Origin of the sequence: Burkholderia vietnamiensis LMG 10929, assembly GCF_000959445.1 — a bacterium.
In the GTDB taxonomy this organism is placed as follows: Bacteria; Pseudomonadota; Gammaproteobacteria; order Burkholderiales; family Burkholderiaceae; genus Burkholderia; species Burkholderia vietnamiensis.
The window spans coordinates 298971-315687 of the sequence record NZ_CP009631.1; the positions used below are offsets into that span (position 1 = coordinate 298971).

Consider the following 16717-nt stretch of genomic DNA (forward strand, 5'->3'; position numbering starts at 1 on the left):
TCTACTCAGTGAGCGGCGGGCACCGTGCCCGCCGCAGGTTGGTTCGTCAGCGCGTCGACCACGCGCTCCATCTTCATGTACCGCGAGCCCTTGACCAGCACCGTCGCGTGCGCGCCGTAGCCGGCCGCGAGCAAGGCGGTCAGCAGCGCGCCGACGTCGCCGAAATGGCGGGCCGTGTCGCCGTACGCCGCGCATGCGTCGCGCGACGCATCGCCGAGCGCGAACAGCGCGTCGATGCCGCGCTCGCGCGCATAAGCGCCGATCTCGCGGTGAAAGGCCGGGCCTTCGTCGCCGACTTCGCCCATGTCGCCGATCACCAGCACGCGCGGCGCCGCCTGTGCGGCCAGCACGTCGATCGCCGCGCGCATCGAGTCGGGGTTCGCGTTGTAGGTGTCGTCGACGACCGTCGCGCCCGCGAGGCTGCCGACGTCCGCACGCCGCACCTGCAAGCGGCCCTTGACCGGCTCGAACGCTTCGAGCCCACGCCCGATCGCGGCCAGCTCGACGCCGGCCGCGAGCCCCGCGGCCGTGGCCGCCAGCGCGTTGCGCGCGTTGTGCTCGCCGAGCGCGCGCAGCCGCACGGTCAGCGCGCCGGACGGCGTGTCGATCGCGAGTTCGCCGCCGTGCAGACGGCCCGTGACTTGCGCGTCGACCTGCCGCTGCGCGTCGTGCAGCGCGAAATCGAGAATCCGGTTGCCGGTCGCCGCGACGCGCCAGATGCCCGCGTACGCATCGTCGGCCGGGAACACGGCGACGCCGTCCGGCGCGAGCGCGTGGATCACCGCCGCGTGTTCGAGCGCGACCGCCTCGACCGTCGCCATGAACTCCTGGTGCTCGCGCTGCGCGTTGTTGACGAGCGCGACGGTCGGCGCGGCGAGGCGCGCGAGCACGTCGGTCTCGCCCGGATGGTTCATGCCGAGCTCGATCACCGCGAGGCGGTGCGCGGCCGACAGCCGCAGCAGCGTCAGCGGTACGCCGATGTCGTTGTTCAGGTTGCCGGCCGTCGCGAGCCGTGCGTCGGCGCCGACCGCTGCCGCGAAGATCGACGCGATCATTTCCTTGACGGTCGTCTTGCCGTTGCTGCCCGTCACGGCGACGAGCGGCAGCGCGAAGCGCTTGCGCCAGCCATGCGCGAGCGCGCCGAGCGCGGCGCGCGTCTCGCCGCCTTCGACGACCGGCATCGCGAGGCCCGCCGGCACGTGCGCGACCAGCGCCGCGGCTGCGCCGCGCGCGGCCACGTCGCCGAGGAAGTCGTGCGCGTCGAAGCGCTCACCCTTCAGCGCGACGAACAGGTCGCCGGGGCCGGCCGTACGGCTGTCGGTCGATACGCGCTCGAACGTCGTGGCCGGATCGCCGTGAACGACGGCGCCGGGAATCAGGCGCGCGGCTTCGCCGAGACTGAGCATCGTCATTCGCCGCCTCCCTTGCCGTGGGTCGCGCGCGCCGCCAGCGCGAGCCGCGCGTGATCCTGATCCGAGAACGTGCGCTTCTTGCCCATGATTTCCTGCGTCGCTTCGTGGCCCTTGCCGGCCAGCAGCACGACGTCTTCGCGCGCGGCGCCGCGCACGGCCTGCAGGATCGCGCTCGCACGATCCTCGATGCGGCGTGCGCGATCGGGCGCCGTCATGCCCGCGACGATCTGGTCGATGATGCGCTGCGGATCTTCGCTGCGCGGGTTGTCGCTCGTGACGACGACTTCGTCGGCGAGCCGCTCGGCGATCGCGCCCATCAGCGGGCGCTTCGTCGCGTCGCGGTCGCCGCCGCAGCCGAACATGCAGACGAGCCGGCCGCCGCGCGCCGCCGCGATCGGGCGCAGGGCTTCGAGCGTCTTGTCGAGCGCGTCCGGCGTGTGCGCATAGTCGATCACCACCAGCGGCTCGTCGTTCTGCGGCCGACCGCCGAGCCGCTGCATGCGGCCGTTGACGGACTCGAGCCGCGCGATCTCGGCAACCGCCGCGTCGAACGGCACGTCGGCCGCGAGCAGCGAGCCGAGCACCGCGAGCAGGTTGCTGACGTTGAACGTGCCGAGCGTGCCGACCTCGACGTCGGCCTCGCCCCACGACGAGCGCAGCCGGAACGCGGTGCCCGCGGCAGTCGCGCGCACGTCGGTCGCGACCAGCTCGCGGTCGGCGCCGGCCGACGGCGCGTCGCCGATGCCGTACGCGATCGTGCGCACGCGTCCGGCCAGCTTCTCGAGCAGCCGGCGGCCCGCCGCGTCGTCGCGATTGACGACCGCCGCGCGCAGCCCGCGCCACGCGAACAGCTTCGCCTTCGCCGCCTCGTACGCGTCGAACGTGCGGTGATAGTCGAGATGATCCTGCGTGAGATTCGTGAACACCGCGATGTCGAACGCGGTGCCGTTCACGCGGCCTTGATGCAGCGCGTGCGACGACACTTCCATCGCGACGGCCTTCGCGCCCGCATCGCGCAGGCGCGCGAGGCTGCGCTGCAACTGCGGCGCGTCGGGCGTCGTGAAGCCGGTCGGCACGAGCTGGCCCGGCATGCCGCTGCCGAGCGTGCCGATCAGCGCGCAGGGCTGGTGCAGCGCCGTCAGCGCGGCGGCGATCCATTGCGTGCACGACGTCTTGCCGTTCGTGCCGGTCACGCCGATCGCGAGCAGAGCGTCGCTCGGATCGCCGTACCAGCCGCTCGCGATTTCGCCGGCGAGCTGGTCGAGGCCAGGCACCGCGAACGCGACCGGAACGGCCGGCGCGGCAGCGAGGCCTTCCGGTTGATACAGCACGGCGGCCGCGCCGCGGGCCACCGCATCGGCAATGAACGCGCGATTGTCGGCCCCGTCGACCGCATAGCCGAGAAACACGTCGCCGGCCTGCAGGCTGCGCGTGTCGGCATGCAGCTGCGCCGCGGGGGCCACATGCTGGCGCAGCCACGCAAGCGCGGCTGCGATCTGCTGATGCGCCGGATGAGAACTGCGAGCGGCGCTCATCGAACAACTCCTGGTGAATTACGTGTAGTGCTGGAAACGATCATATGCTTCGCGTGGCCGCTGCCGGCGAGCTTTTGCGGCCCCGACGCGGCGGGCGCCGCCGGCGCGGCGTCGCCCGATACGACGAGCTGCTTGATCGGCATGTTCGGCGGCACGTTCAGCGCGCGCATCGTATCACCCGCGATCGCCGAAAATACGGGGCCCGAGACCTGCCCGCCGAAGTGGCTGCCCGCGGTCGGCTCGTCCACCGACACCGCGACCACGATGCGCGGATTCGGCATCGGCGCCATCCCGACGAACGACGCGCGGTACTTGCGCGTGTAGCCATGACCTTCGTGCTTGTAGGCGGTACCGCTCTTGCCGCCGACGCGATAGCCGGGCACCGCGGCGTCCGGCGACGTGCCGCCCGGCGCAACGACGGTCTCGAGCATCGCGCGCACTTCGCGCGCGGTGGTCGGCGTGAATACCTGCGTGCCCGTGATCTGCTGATTGGGGTCGGTCTTGAAAATGGTCACCGGCATCAGTTCGCCGTCGTGCGCGATCGCGGTGTACGCGCGCGCCAGCTGGAACAGCGATACCGACAGCCCGTAGCCGTACGACATCGTCGCCTGCTCGATGCGGCGCCAGCTCTTCCACGGGCGCAGCCGGCCGGCCGCGGCGCCGGGGAAGCCGACCTTCGGCGCCTGGCCGAGGCCGATGCTCGTATACATGTTCCACATTTCCTCGGGCCGCATCGTCATCGCGATCTTGGTCGCGCCGATGTTGCTCGACTTCTGGATCACACCGCCGACCGTCAGCGTGCCGAAGCCCGCATCGTCGGTGATCGGCGCGCCGTCGAGCACGAAGTGCCCGTTGCCCGTCTCGACGAGCGTGTTCGGCGTCACGCGATGCAGGTCGAGCGCGAGCGACACGGTGAACGGCTTCATGATCGAGCCCGGCTCGAACACGTCGGTCAGGATCCGGTTGCGCAGCTGCTCGCCGGTCAGGCGCGTGCGGTCGTTCGGGTTGTAGGTCGGATAGTTGACCAGCGCGAGCACTTCGCCGGTGCGCACGTCGACGACCATCGCCGCGCCGGCCTTGGCCTTGAACTTCTCGACGGCGGCCTTCAGGTTCGCGTACGCGATGTACTGGATCTTGCTGTCGATCGACAGGTCGACGTCGGTGCCGTTGTGCGGCGGAATCTGTTCGGCGACGTCCTCGACGATGTGCCCCATCCGGTCCTTGATCACGCGACGCACGCCGGACGTGCCGGACAGCGACTTCTGGTCGCCGAGCTCGACGCCCTCCTGCCCTTCGTCCTCGACGTTCGTGAAGCCGATCAGATGGGCGGTGATCTCACCTTCCGGATAGAAGCGCTTGTACTCGTTGCGCTGATAGATGCCCGGGATGTCGAGCGCGGCGACCTTGTCGGCGACGTCGAGCGGCACCTGACGCTTCACGTAGACGAAGCCCTTGTCTTCCGACAGCTTGATGCGCAGCTCCTTCGGCGTCATGCCGAGCAGCTTGCCGAGCTGGTTGATCTTGGCGGCGTCGAGATCGTCCGGCACGGCGTCGGGAATGGCCCAGATCGCGCGCACGGGCAGGCTGGTCGCGAGCACGAGCCCGTTACGGTCGAGGATCTTGCCGCGCGTGGCCGGCAGCTCGATCGTGCGCTGATAGCGGCTCTCGCCCTGCTTCTGGTAGAACGCGTTGCCGGGGCCCTGGATCCAGAACGCGCGCGCGGTCAGCGCGACGAACGCCATGAACAGCAGGAACACGACGAGCTTCGAGCGCCACATCGGCAGGTGCACGCCGAGCACGGGGCTCGACGAGAATTTCACGTCCTGGCGCTTGTGCGACGGCTTCATCGTGCGCCCCCGCGGCCCTTCGCGCCGGCATCGGCCGACGCGGGAATCGGTGCGTCGATCGCCTTCGCGGCGCCCGGCGGCAGCGTCAGGTACTGCGTGCGGCCGGTCGTGATCGGCTGCATCTTCAGCGTATCGTTCGCGAGCTGCTCGATGCGGGAGGTCTTCGACAGCGCGCTCTGCTGATATTGAAGCTGCGCGTAATCCTGCTGGAGCTGACGCTCCTGCGACTGCGCGCGCTGCAGCTGGATGAAGATCTGGCGCTGCTGGTTCGTCGAATTGACGACCGACAACGCGCAACCCATCACGATGATCAGCAGGAAGATGTTGAAGCGGCTCATGGCGTGACGCGCTCCGCAATGCGCATCACGGCCGACCGGGCGCGCGGATTCGCGGCGACTTCCGCTTCGCTCGGAAACTGACGGCTGATGATCTTCAGAGGCGGGCTCGGGAGGTCGACGGCGCGAATCGGCAGGCGACGGTCGACCGCAGGCGCACTCGCGTGCGCCTGCATGAATCGCTTGACGATTCGATCCTCGAGTGAATGAAAGCTGATGACCACCAGCCGCCCCCCTTGCTCCAGCAACGACAATGCCGCGTCTAGTACGACTTGCAGGTCCGCAAGCTCTTGATTGACGTGAATCCGTATAGCCTGAAAGGTGCGGGTTGCCGGATCCTTGCCCTTCTCACGGGTTTTGACGACGTGACCCACGATTTGGGCAAGCTCGCCCGTGGTGTCGAGAGGCCCAAGACGGTCGGACTCTGCCCGGCGAGCAACAAGCGCCTTTGCAATCTGAAAAGCAAACCGTTCTTCCCCATAATCTCGTATCACCTCCGTCAATTCCTGCACCGAAGCCCGCGCGAGCCACTCGGCCGCCGACTCGCCGCGCGTCGGATCCATTCGCATGTCCAGCGGGCCATCGGCGCGGAAGCTGAAGCCGCGCGCTGGATCGTCCACCTGCGGCGAGGACACGCCCAGGTCCAGCAACACCCCCGACACCTTCTCGACACCGCGCGCCGCAAGCGCGTCGCGCATCGATGCAAAGCTGTCGTGCACGATCGAGAAGCGCGCATCCTCGATGCGCTGCGCCGTCTCGATCGCCCTCGGATCCTTGTCGAACGCGATCAGCCGCCCGCCCGGCGCGAGCCGCGCGAGCACCGCGCGGCTATGGCCGCCGCGCCCGAACGTGCCGTCGACATAAATGCCGTCCGGTCGCGTCACGAGCGAGTCGACCGCTTCGTCCAGCAATACGGTCCGATGCTGCAATTCGTTTCCCATCGCGGGCGTCTCCGTCACCGCAATCAGAACGTGAAATTCTTCAGCGCGTCGGGCATGCCCTGCGCCATCGCTGCCTGCTCCTTCGCGATGTAGGTCTGCGAATCCCACAGCTCGAAGTGACTACCCATTCCCAACAACATGACTTCCTTTTCCAGTCCGGCTGCCATTCGCAGCTCGGGCGATACGAGAATCCGGCCCGCGCTGTCGAGATCGACGTCCATCGCGTTGCCGAGAAAAATACGGCGCCACCAATGGGCGTCCATCGGCAGCGCGGCGATCTTGGCGCGAAACACTTCCCATTCCGGGCGCGGAAACAGCAACAGGCAGCCGTCCGGGTGCTTGGTCACAGTCACCCGTCCTTCTGCCTGTCCTTGCAGCGCTTCGCGATAGCGGGCCGGCACCGACATCCGGCCTTTCGCATCGAGCGTCAGCGCCGACGCCCCTTGGAACACGTTCCGCTCTCCCGTTCAGGGCACCGAAGCACCCGCCCAACGCTCAAGAATTTAGCCCGAATGGCCCGCCAAATCACACAAAAATACACTTTCTCACACTGTCTCCCACTTTAGAGGAAGGGTTTGGCACGGTCAAGGGAGCGGCCCGCTTTTTTGACGAATTTTGTTATTCAGAACAAGGACTTACGCGCGGTTGCTCATGCGGCCCTGCAAACTAAAAATCGTTATAAATGAATGGGCTAGTGCAACTTGTGAAGGTGATACGTGAGAAAGGCGGGCCAGACTGGCGTGCGGGCGGGGCTTTCGGGGGCGGGAAAACGCGGAAAAAGCGGGCGGTATCGTCGGCGGTGAACCGGAGCCGCGTCGTGCGCGGCCCCGGCCCGAAGATCACAGATAGTACGCAGTGCTGGTCATGACTTTCGAGGCGGCGCGCATCAGCATCCGAGCAGGCAGCGGCAATTCCACTCCGCCGGCATCGGTCGCTGCCTTGCCGTGCTTCACCTCGTCGATGCGCATCTGATCGACGATCGCGCGCGACGCGGTGTCCGCGGCCGGAAGCTCGGACAGGTGGCCTTCGAGGTGATTCTCCACCTGGCGCTCGGTCTCGGCCATGAAGCCCAGGCTGACCTTGTCGCCGAGCGTGCCGGCAGCCACGCCGATCGCCAGCGCACCCGCATACCAGAGCGGATTCAACAGGCTCGGGCGCGAGTCGAGCTCCTTCAGGCGGTGCGCGGTCCATGCGAGATGGTCCTCTTCCTCGCGCGCGGCTTCCTCGAACATCGCCTTCGCGGAGGCGGTGCGCGCGGTGAACTTCTGCGCCTGATAGAGCGCCTGCGCACAAACCTCGCCGACGTGGTTCACACGCATCAGCCCGGCGGCGTGCGTGCGCTCCGCGGGCGTCAGTTCGGCAGCCGGCGGCTGCGCGGGCACCGGCACCGGCCGGCTCATCCGGCTAATGCCGGTCAGCGACCTGAGGCCACGGTCGAATTCGCTGATCAGTTCGTCCAACACCATCCTGTTCTCCTGTCTGCGTGTGCTGCCGCGGGCGGCAAAAGGCACGTGCTCCGCTGCGTAACCGACTTGATTATTCAGCGGAAATTGCGGTTAACCCGTGATTTTAACCATTGTTGCATAAAGGAAACATGGCGACCTTGAGCCACGGCATTTCGCTTTGTCGGAAAAAGTGGCTTTGCTACATTACGAGCGACTTCTTGCGAAGTTGAAGGGGCTCGTCGACACAACATAACTATCCGCCCCGCCAAAAAAATTCAGTGATTCTTGGAGATCCGTTAATGAAAAAGTCGCTTCTCGCGCTCGTCGCGCTGGGCGCGTTCGCTGGCGCAGCCCATGCGCAAAGCAGCGTGACCCTTTACGGCATCATCGATGAAGGCTTCATCTTCAACAACAACGCGAAGGGCGGCCATCTGTACGGTCTGGCCAGCGGCGTGATGCAAGGCAGCCGCTTCGGCCTGCGCGGCACCGAAGATCTGGGCGGCGGCCTGAAGGCGATCTTCGTGCTCGAAAATGGTTTCGACGTGAACTCCGGCAAGCTCGGTCAAGGCGGCCTGATGTTCGGTCGTCAGGCTTACGTCGGCCTGTCGAGCCAGTACGGCACGGTCACGCTGGGTCGCCAGTACGACTCCGTCGTCGACTTCGTCGGCCCGCTCGAGGCAGGCGACCAATGGGGCGGCTACATCGCCGCTCACCCGGGCGACCTCGACAACTTCAACAACGCTTACCGTGTGAACAACGCGGTCAAGTACACGAGCGCAAACTACGGCGGCTTCACGTTCGGCGGCTTGTACAGCTTCGGCGGCCAAGCCGGCCAGTTCTCGAAGAATCAGGTCTGGTCGCTCGGCGCGGGCTACAACAACGGCCCGCTGGTCCTGGGCGTCGGCTACCTGAACGCACGTACGCCGGCGAACTACGGCGGCATCTTCAACACCGGCTCGTCCGATCCGGCGGCAAGCGGCAAGCCGGTCGTCTCCTCGCCGGTTTACGGCACGTACGCGAACAGCGCGAACACGTACCAGGTCATCGGCGCGGGCGGTGCATACACGTTCGGCGCGGCAACGATCGGCGCGACGTACTCGAATACGAAGTTCAAGGGCTTCTCGGCCGGTCAATACACGAACCAGACCGCGACGTTCAACAACGGCGAACTCAACTTCAAGTACCAGTTGACCCCGGCGTTGATCCTCGGCGCCGCGTACGACTACACGCAAGGCAGCAAGATCGACGGCAACTCGGCGGCCAAGTATCACCAGGGCTCGCTGGGCGTCGACTACTTCCTGTCGAAGCGCACCGACGTCTACGTGATCGGCGTGTATCAACACGCGTCGGGCAACGTGCTCGATTCGAAGGGCAACGTCGTTCAGGCAACCGCCGCGATCAACGGCCTCGACGCGTCGAGCACCAGCAACCAGGTCGCAGCCCGCGTCGGCATCCGTCACAAGTTCTAATCAGCTTGCCTGACAAGCCGCAGTGTCTTGAAGGCGCCTTCGGGCGCCTTTTTCTTTTTCGGTTGGGCGCGGTCGGCGTGTGGCGCGCGCGGCGCGAGCGCTTGCGTGCGCTATGCGCCGGCGACGCGGTTCGACGTGAGCGCTGCCTGAACGGCGCCGACGTTCGCTAGGCACCTGTCATTCGAAGCGAAGCGGGTGCATGGAATGGTCGCGGCCGCGCCGGCGGCCACCGCCCTCGGGGTCGAACGACCATCGTGGCGACGGCCACGTCCCGACGATATCTGCAGCGCGACGCGTCGCCCGCCCAAAATTAAAAAGCCCGGCACAAGGCCGGGCTCGCAGGTTCGAACGTCGACGTTACGCGCGGCCGTCGCGCAGTTCGCGCCGCAGGATCTTTCCGACGTTCGTCTTCGGCAGTTCCGTGCGGAATTCGACCAGCTTCGGCCGCTTGTAGCCGGTGAGCCGCTCCTTGCAGTACGCGAGGATGTCCTTGTCGGTGAGCGCCGGGTCCTTCTTCACGACGAACAGCTTCACCGCTTCGCCCGAGTGTTCGTCCGGTACACCGACGGCCGCCACCTCGAACACGCCCGGATGCGACGCCACCACGTCCTCGACCTCGTTCGGATACACGTTGAAGCCGGACACGAGGATCATGTCCTTCTTCCGGTCGACGATCTTCACGTAACCGCGCGCGTCCATCACGCCGATGTCGCCGGTCTTGAAGAAGCCGTCGGGAAACATGACCTTCGCCGTTTCATCCGGACGGTTCCAGTAGCCGGCCATCACCTGCGGCCCGCGAATGCAGATCTCGCCCGGCTCGCCGAGCGCGACGTCGTTGCCCGCATCGTCGCGGATCGCAATCTCGGTCGACGGCAGCGGCAAACCGATCGTCCCGCTGTATTCGGTGGCCGTCACCGGGTTGCAGGTCGCCACCGGCGACGTCTCCGACAGGCCATACCCTTCGACGATCGCCGTATGGGTTTTTTCGTACCAGCGCTTCGCGACGCCTTCCTGGATCGCCATCCCACCGCCGTTCGCGATCGCGAGCTTCGACAGGTCGAGCTGGCCGAAATCCGGATGGTTCAGCAGCGCGTTGTACAACGTGTTGACTGCCGGAATCGTCGAGATCTGGTAGCCCTTCAGCTCCTTGATCATGCCGCCGATGTCGCGCGGGTTCGGGATCAGGATGCCCATGCCGCCCGTGCGCATGGTCAGGAACCCGCAGACGGTCAGCGCAAACACGTGATAGAGCGGGAGCGCGACGACGGTGATGAACTGCTTCACGTCGGGGAATTTCTCATGCGCCGGATGGTGCCACGCGCCGGCTTGCAGCACGTTCGACACGATGTTGCGGTGCAGCAGCGTCGCGCCCTTCGCGACCCCGGTGGTGCCGCCCGTGTACTGGAGGAACGCGACGTCGTCCGGCGCGAGCTTCGGCGGTTTGAAGGTCTGCCGTGCGCCCTCCGACAGCGCGGCGTTGAAGCGCGTATACGACGGCAATTGCCACGGCGGCACCATCTTCTTTACGCGCCGCACGACATAGTTGACGAGCCAGCCCTTGATGCCCAGCAGGTCGCCCATCGATGCGACGACGACATGCTTGATCCCGGTGTTGGCGATCACGGCCTGAAGCGTCGACGCGAAGTTCTCGAGAATGACGATCGCCTCTGCGCCGCTGTCCTTCAGCTGATGCTCGAGCTCGCGTGGCGTATAGAGCGGGTTGACGTTGACGACCGTATAGCCGGCGCGAAGCACCGCGACGATCGCCACCGGGTATTGCAGCACGTTCGGCATCATCAACGCGACGCGCGCGCCGCGCTTCAGCCCGCGCGACTGCAGCCACGCGCCGAAATGTCGCGACAGCGCATCGAGTTCGCCGTACGTGATGCGCTTGCCCATGCAGACGAACGCGCTGCGATCACGATACTGGCGGAAGCTCTCGTCGAGCAGATCCGGGATGGATGGGTAGGGGGACGCGTCAATTTCGGCTGGAACGCCGGGTGGGTACGATTTCAGCCAAATTTTTTCCATGCCGCGCGTCTCCTCACTGATTTTCGAATGGTCGTGCTAAAACGCATCGTAGCGGCTCGCCCGTCCCGAGACAACAGGGTTAGATACCCACTTCCAACTTTCGATTGAATTCGTCAGATCATATCGCGATGTTCGGTCAAATCCGTTCTACTTCTACCAGGCAATCGTAAAACGTCGCCGAATTGCCGAGATCGGTCAGCGCCTGACTCGTCACTTCATTTGCGTTTCGGCCGTCCGCGGACAACTTCTTCCACCAGATCGACAAGCCCACGACCAGCCCCGCGCGCGCACGATCCGTGACCCTCGCGACGGCCTGCATCGAGCCGCGGTCGTTGAAGATTCGCACCATGCCGCCATCGCCGATGCCGCGCGACTCGGCGTCCGCGGGATGGATGTCGAGGTGCGGCTCGCCTTCCGTGTTGCGCAGGCTCTCGACGTTGACGAACGTGCTGTTCAGGAAGTGACGGGCCGGCGGCGAAATCATCGCGAGCGGGTAACGCGCGGCCAGTTCCGGCGACGCCTCGGCCGACTCGTACGGCGGCAGATAATCCGGCACCGGATCCAGGCCCATTTGCTCGAGTCGCGCGCTGTGGAACTCGCATTTTCCGGACGGCGTGCGGAAGCCGCCGTTTGCAAACGGCGCATCCGCGAGCTTGAGCTTCACCCAGCCCGCGTGCTTCAAGGTGTTCCAGTCGCTATCGAGCGTCGGGTCGTCCCAGCGGAGCGCCGCCTGAGCGACTTCTTCGTCGCTGTGATAGAGCGCCGGCTCGTCGAGCCCCATGCTGCGCGCGATGCCGCGGAAAATCTCCGTGTTCGGCCGCGCCTCGCCGACCGGCGGGATCGCGGGCAGGTTCGCCATCACGTAGGTGTGACCATACGATTTGTGGATGTCGAGATGCTCGAGTTGCGTCGTCGCGGGCAGCACAATGTCGGCGAAATCGACTGTATCCGTCTGGAAGTGCTCCAGAACGACTGTGAACAGGTCCTCGCGCGCGAACCCCGCTGCTACCTTCGACGAGTCCGGCGCGACGGCCACCGGGTTCGAGTTGTAGACGATCACCGCTTCCACCTTCGGCCCGAAGGCATCGTCGCCCGGATGCAGCAACGCGTCGCCAATCGCGTTCATGTTGATGATGCGCGGCAACTTGTGCGGCCAGCCGGGGATGAGATCCGGGCGCAACAAGGCGGCATGATCGATCGGCGCGAATTCCGACGACGACAGCAACAGCCCGCCGGCCCGATCGCGCCATGCGCCCGTGAGTGCGGGCAGGGATGCGATTGCACGCACTGCATTGCCGCCGCCGCGCACGCGCTGCATGCCGTAATTGAGGCGAATCGATGCCTTGCGCGTCGCGCCGTAGCGGCGCGCGAGCTCGATCAGTTCCGACGCGTCGATCCCGCAAATTTGGGCGACGCGTTCGGGCGGATAGGACAGCGCTCGCGCCTTCAGCGCCTCGAAGCCGACCGTATGGCGCGCGATGTAGTCGTGATCGAGCAGGTTCTCGGTAATTAGCACATTCATCATGCCCAAGGCGAACGCGCCGTCGGTGCCCGGCTTCAGCGCGATGTGCTGATGACACTTCTCCGCAGTCAACGAGCGATACGGATCGATCGCGACCAGGCGCGCCCCGCGACGCTTGGCTTCCTGCGCGCGTGTCCAGAAATGCAGACTCGACGCAATTGGATTGGCGCCCCAGATGAGGATCAGCTCGCTTTCCTCGAAATGTTCGAGGTGCATGCCGATATTTCCGCCATACGTGTAGCGCAGCCCTGCCGTGCCGGCCGCCGCGCAGATTGTGCGCTCGAGCCGCGACGCGCCGATTTTGTGGAAGAACCGTTGAGCAATGCCTTCGCCCTGCACGAGGCCCATCGTTCCCGCATAGCTGTACGGCAGGATCGACTCCGGCGAGCGCGCGGCGATTTCGCCGAGGCGGCGGCCGATCTCGTCGAACGCTTCGTTCCAGGTGATCGGCGCAAAACGCCCTTCCCCCTTCGCGCCGATGCGCTTGAGCGGAACGGTCAGACGGTCAGGATGATGAACGCGATCGGCATATCGGCTGACTTTCGTGCACAGCACGCCTTGGGTCGGCGGATGCTCGGGGTCGCCGGTGACCTTGATTGCCTTGCCGTTTTCGACGGTTACGCGCATCGCGCATGTGTCGGGACAATCGTGCGGGCAAACGGCCCGAGCTATCTGGGTAGCTCCGTTCATCGTTCTGGATCCTGCATCGGGGGAGATTGGCAGATTCTACGTGGACGCCCTTGATCAGGCTTCACTTCATCCGAATTTCCTGATTGTCCGTCGGAAATCGGGAAGGGGGATGGAATTTTGTTGGTATGGGATAGGGCTTCGGTACCGACCTAGACACGGCGTTACACCACTGAAATGATGGCTTTAGTCGCGGTGAGATCGTATTTTCAGAGCCACAAATGCAAAAACCCCCGCCTTTCGGGCGGGGGTTCTTGGCTTAGGGAGCCTGACGATTACCTACTTTCACACGGGAATCCGCACTATCATCGGCGTAGAGTCGTTTCACGGTCCTGTTCGGGATGGGAAGGGGTGGGACCGACTCGCTATGGTCATCAGGCAAAGAGGGTTGTTCTGCTGGCGTGGCCAACAGAACCAATCTGGGAAGAAGCAGTAATCTTGAGTTGTGTGTATCACACACGAGAATCCAACATGTCGCTCTGGATCGCGACCAGTGCTTTCGCACGGCGCCGATCTACAAGGCAGACTTGTTATAGGATCAAGCCTTACGGGCAATTAGTATCAGTTAGCTGAACGCATTACTGCGCTTACACACCTGACCTATCAACGTCCTGGTCTCGAACGACCCTTCAAGGGGATCTAGTCCCCAGGGATATCTCATCTTAAGGCGAGTTTCCCGCTTAGATGCTTTCAGCGGTTATCTCTTCCGAACATAGCTACCCGGCGATGCCACTGGCGTGACAACCGGTACACCAGAGGTTCGTCCACTCCGGTCCTCTCGTACTAGGAGCAGCCCCCTTCAAATATCCAACGCCCACGGCAGATAGGGACCAAACTGTCTCACGACGTTTTAAACCCAGCTCACGTACCTCTTTAAATGGCGAACAGCCATACCCTTGGGACCGGCTACAGCCCCAGGATGAGATGAGCCGACATCGAGGTGCCAAACACCGCCGTCGATATGAACTCTTGGGCGGTATCAGCCTGTTATCCCCAGAGTACCTTTTATCCGTTGAGCGATGGCCCTTCCATACAGAACCACCGGATCACTATGACCTGCTTTCGCACCTGCTCGACTTGTCGGTCTCGCAGTTAAGCACGCTTATGCCATTGCACTATCAGCACGATTTCCGACCGTACCTAGCGTACCTTCGTACTCCTCCGTTACGCTTTGGGAGGAGACCGCCCCAGTCAAACTGCCTACCATGCACTGTCCCCGACCCGGATCACGGGCCAAGGTTAGAACCTCAAACAAACCAGGGTGGTATTTCAAGGACGGCTCCACCGAAACTAGCGTTCCGGTTTCATAGCCTCCCACCTATCCTACACAGATCGGTTCAAAGTCCAATGCAAAGCTACAGTAAAGGTTCATGGGGTCTTTCCGTCTAGCCGCGGGTAGATTGCATCATCACAAACACTTCAACTTCGCTGAGTCTCGGGAGGAGACAGTGTGGCCATCGTTACGCCATTCGTGCAGGTCGGAACTTACCCGACAAGGAATTTCGCTACCTTAGGACCGTTATAGTTACGGCCGCCGTTTACCGGGACTTCAATCAAGAGCTTGCACCCCATCATTTAATCTTCCGGCACCGGGCAGGCGTCACACCCTATACGTCCACTTTCGTGTTTGCAGAGTGCTGTGTTTTTATTAAACAGTCGCAGCCACCAGTTTATTGCAACCCCTTCACCCTCCTGGCGCAGGCCAGTCAAGCTACAAGGGCGTACCTTATCCCGAAGTTACGGTACCAATTTGCCGAGTTCCTTCTCCCGAGTTCTCTCAAGCGCCTTAGAATACTCATCTCGCCCACCTGTGTCGGTTTGCGGTACGGTCATCGTTAGACTGAAGCTTAGAGGCTTTTCTTGGAACCACTTCCAATTGCTTCGCTCCCGAAGGAGCTCGCGCCACACCCTTGAATTGCGCACCCGGATTTGCCTAAGTGCCTTCTCCAATGCAGCGACCGGGACTTCCAACACCCGGACAACCTTCCGCGATCCGTCCCCCCATCGCATCTAACAATGGTGCAGGAATATTGACCTGCTTCCCATCAGCTACGCATTTCTGCCTCGCCTTAGGGGCCGACTCACCCTACGCCGATGAACGTTGCGTAGGAAACCTTGGGCTTACGGCGAGGGGGCCTTTCACCCCCTTTATCGCTACTCATGTCAGCATTCGCACTTCCGATACCTCCAGCACCCTTTACAAGGCACCTTCGCAGGCTTACGGAACGCTCTCCTACCATGCGTGCAAAGCACGCATCCGCAGCTTCGGTATATAGCTTAGCCCCGTTACATCTTCCGCGCAGGACGACTCGATCAGTGAGCTATTACGCTTTCTTTAAAGGGTGGCTGCTTCTAAGCCAACCTCCTGACTGTTTTAGCCTTCCCACTTCGTTTCCCACTTAGCTATATTTGGGGACCTTAGCTGGCGGTCTGGGTTGTTTCCCTCTTGACACCGGACGTTAGCACCCGATGTCTGTCTCCCGTGATTGCACTCTTCGGTATTCGGAGTTTGCTATGGCGGGGTAATCTGCAATAGACCCCCCAACCATGACAGTGCTCTACCCCCGAAGGTGAGACACGAGGCACTACCTAAATAGTTTTCGGAGAGAACCAGCTATTTCCAGGTTTGTTTAGCCTTTCACCCCTATCCACAGCTCATCCCCTAACTTTTCAACGTTAGTGGGTTCGGACCTCCAGTACGTGTTACCGCACCTTCATCCTGGCCATGGATAGATCACCTGGTTTCGGGTCTACGCCCAGCAACTGAACGCCCTATTCGGACTCGCTTTCGCTACGCCTGCCCTATACGGTTAAGCTTGCTACTGAACGTAAGTCGCTGACCCATTATACAAAAGGTACGCCGTCACCCCTTACGAGGCTCCGACTGTTTGTATGCATGCGGTTTCAGGATCTATTTCACTCCCCTCCCGGGGTTCTTTTCGCCTTTCCCTCACGGTACTGGTTCACTATCGGTCGATCACGAGTATTTAGCCTTGGAGGATGGTCCCCCCATCTTCAGACAGGATTTCACGTGTCCCGCCCTACTTGTCGCACACCTAGTTCTTTCATACTGTTTTCGCCTACAGGGCTATCACCTGCTATGGCCGCACTTTCCAGAGCGTTCGGCTAACAATACAAATAAAGAGTGCAAGGCTCATCCCATTTCGCTCGCCACTACTTTGGGAATCTCGGTTGATTTCTTTTCCTGCGGTTACTTAGATGTTTCAGTTCACCGCGTTCGCTTCTCTGGACCTATGTATTCAGTCCAGGATGACCCAAAAGGGCCGGGTTTCCCCATTCGGACATCTACGGATCAAAGCTCGTTTGCCAGCTCCCCGTAGCTTTTCGCAGGCTACCGCGTCCTTCATCGCCTGTGATCGCCAAGGCATCCACCACATGCACTTGTTCGCTTGACCCTATAACGAGTCTGTCTCATCGACAGTCGCTACAGGTTGAGTTCTCGCGTTGTGCCGTATTCCAATTAGAGCCGAAC

Annotated in this window: 10 protein-coding genes and 2 rRNA genes; 1 reads left to right on the forward strand and 11 read right to left on the reverse strand. The window is 63.3% G+C overall.

Features of this window, described 5'->3' with window-relative positions; translation table 11 throughout:
• Positions 1–5: 5 nt before the first annotated feature.
• The 7 genes from AK36_RS11320 to coq7 form a co-directional block, all read right to left on the reverse strand.
• Positions 6–1412: a UDP-N-acetylmuramoyl-tripeptide--D-alanyl-D-alanine ligase gene (locus AK36_RS11320; protein ID WP_045578550.1), complete on the reverse strand. Its 1407-nt coding sequence runs from the start codon at positions 1410–1412 to the stop codon at positions 6–8.
• A complete protein-coding gene (locus AK36_RS11325; protein ID WP_014722389.1) occupies positions 1409–2947 on the reverse strand; it encodes a UDP-N-acetylmuramoyl-L-alanyl-D-glutamate--2,6-diaminopimelate ligase in 1539 nt (512 codons plus the stop codon). The genes AK36_RS11320 and AK36_RS11325 overlap by 4 nt, the downstream gene beginning before the upstream one ends.
• A complete protein-coding gene (locus AK36_RS11330; RefSeq protein ID WP_011883171.1) occupies positions 2944–4794 on the reverse strand; it encodes a peptidoglycan D,D-transpeptidase FtsI family protein in 1851 nt (616 codons plus the stop codon). Before AK36_RS11330 ends, AK36_RS11325 begins: the two co-directional genes overlap by 4 nt.
• Positions 4791–5132 (reverse strand): cell division protein FtsL, encoded by a 342-nt coding sequence (gene ftsL / locus AK36_RS11335; protein ID WP_011883170.1) that lies wholly within the window; start codon positions 5130–5132, stop codon positions 4791–4793. Before ftsL ends, AK36_RS11330 begins: the two co-directional genes overlap by 4 nt.
• A complete protein-coding gene (rsmH, locus tag AK36_RS11340) occupies positions 5129–6070 on the reverse strand; it encodes a 16S rRNA (cytosine(1402)-N(4))-methyltransferase RsmH (RefSeq protein ID WP_011883169.1) in 942 nt (313 codons plus the stop codon). The genes ftsL and rsmH overlap by 4 nt, the downstream gene beginning before the upstream one ends.
• Before the next feature lie 23 nt (positions 6071–6093).
• Positions 6094–6522: a division/cell wall cluster transcriptional repressor MraZ gene (gene mraZ / locus AK36_RS11345; RefSeq protein WP_006400450.1), complete on the reverse strand. Its 429-nt coding sequence runs from the start codon at positions 6520–6522 to the stop codon at positions 6094–6096.
• A 387-nt stretch (positions 6523–6909) separates the two neighbouring features.
• On the reverse strand, positions 6910–7536 hold the full coding sequence (gene coq7, locus AK36_RS11350; protein WP_014722385.1) for a 2-polyprenyl-3-methyl-6-methoxy-1,4-benzoquinone monooxygenase: 627 nt from the start codon (positions 7534–7536) through the stop codon (positions 6910–6912).
• Positions 7537–7814: 278 nt separating this feature from the next.
• Between coq7 and AK36_RS11355 the strand changes: the two genes are divergently transcribed.
• A complete protein-coding gene (locus tag AK36_RS11355) occupies positions 7815–8984 on the forward strand; it encodes a porin (RefSeq protein ID WP_011883167.1) in 1170 nt (389 codons plus the stop codon).
• Between the two features lie 357 nt (positions 8985–9341).
• Here AK36_RS11355 and AK36_RS11360 read toward each other — a convergent pair whose 3' ends face one another.
• The 4 genes from AK36_RS11360 to AK36_RS11375 form a co-directional block, all read right to left on the reverse strand.
• Positions 9342–11015, reverse strand: a complete 1674-nt coding sequence (locus AK36_RS11360) for a long-chain fatty acid--CoA ligase (RefSeq protein ID WP_014722384.1) — start codon at positions 11013–11015, stop codon at positions 9342–9344.
• 136 nt (positions 11016–11151) lie between these two features.
• On the reverse strand, positions 11152–13227 hold the full coding sequence (locus AK36_RS11365) for a molybdopterin-containing oxidoreductase family protein (RefSeq protein ID WP_011883165.1): 2076 nt from the start codon (positions 13225–13227) through the stop codon (positions 11152–11154).
• Positions 13228–13490: 263 nt separating this feature from the next.
• Positions 13491–13603, reverse strand: a 5S ribosomal RNA gene (gene rrf / locus AK36_RS11370).
• 155 nt (positions 13604–13758) lie between these two features.
• Positions 13759–16640: ribosomal RNA gene (locus AK36_RS11375) — 23S ribosomal RNA — on the reverse strand.
• Positions 16641–16717 lie beyond the last annotated feature (77 nt).

Coding starts and splice junctions, on each gene's coding strand:
- AK36_RS11320 (WP_045578550.1), bottom strand. CDS start 1,412: ATGACGATGCTCAGTCTCGGCGAAGCCGCGCGCCTGATTCCCGGCGCC.
- AK36_RS11355 (WP_011883167.1), top strand. CDS start 7,815: ATGAAAAAGTCGCTTCTCGCGCTCGTCGCGCTGGGCGCGTTCGCTGGC.
- AK36_RS11330 (WP_011883171.1), bottom strand. CDS start 4,794: ATGAAGCCGTCGCACAAGCGCCAGGACGTGAAATTCTCGTCGAGCCCC.
- AK36_RS11365 (WP_011883165.1), bottom strand. CDS start 13,227: ATGAACGGAGCTACCCAGATAGCTCGGGCCGTTTGCCCGCACGATTGT.
- ftsL (WP_011883170.1), bottom strand. CDS start 5,132: ATGAGCCGCTTCAACATCTTCCTGCTGATCATCGTGATGGGTTGCGCG.
- rsmH (WP_011883169.1), bottom strand. CDS start 6,070: ATGGGAAACGAATTGCAGCATCGGACCGTATTGCTGGACGAAGCGGTC.
- AK36_RS11325 (WP_014722389.1), bottom strand. CDS start 2,947: ATGAGCGCCGCTCGCAGTTCTCATCCGGCGCATCAGCAGATCGCAGCC.
- coq7 (WP_014722385.1), bottom strand. CDS start 7,536: ATGGTGTTGGACGAACTGATCAGCGAATTCGACCGTGGCCTCAGGTCG.
- AK36_RS11360 (WP_014722384.1), bottom strand. CDS start 11,015: ATGGAAAAAATTTGGCTGAAATCGTACCCACCCGGCGTTCCAGCCGAA.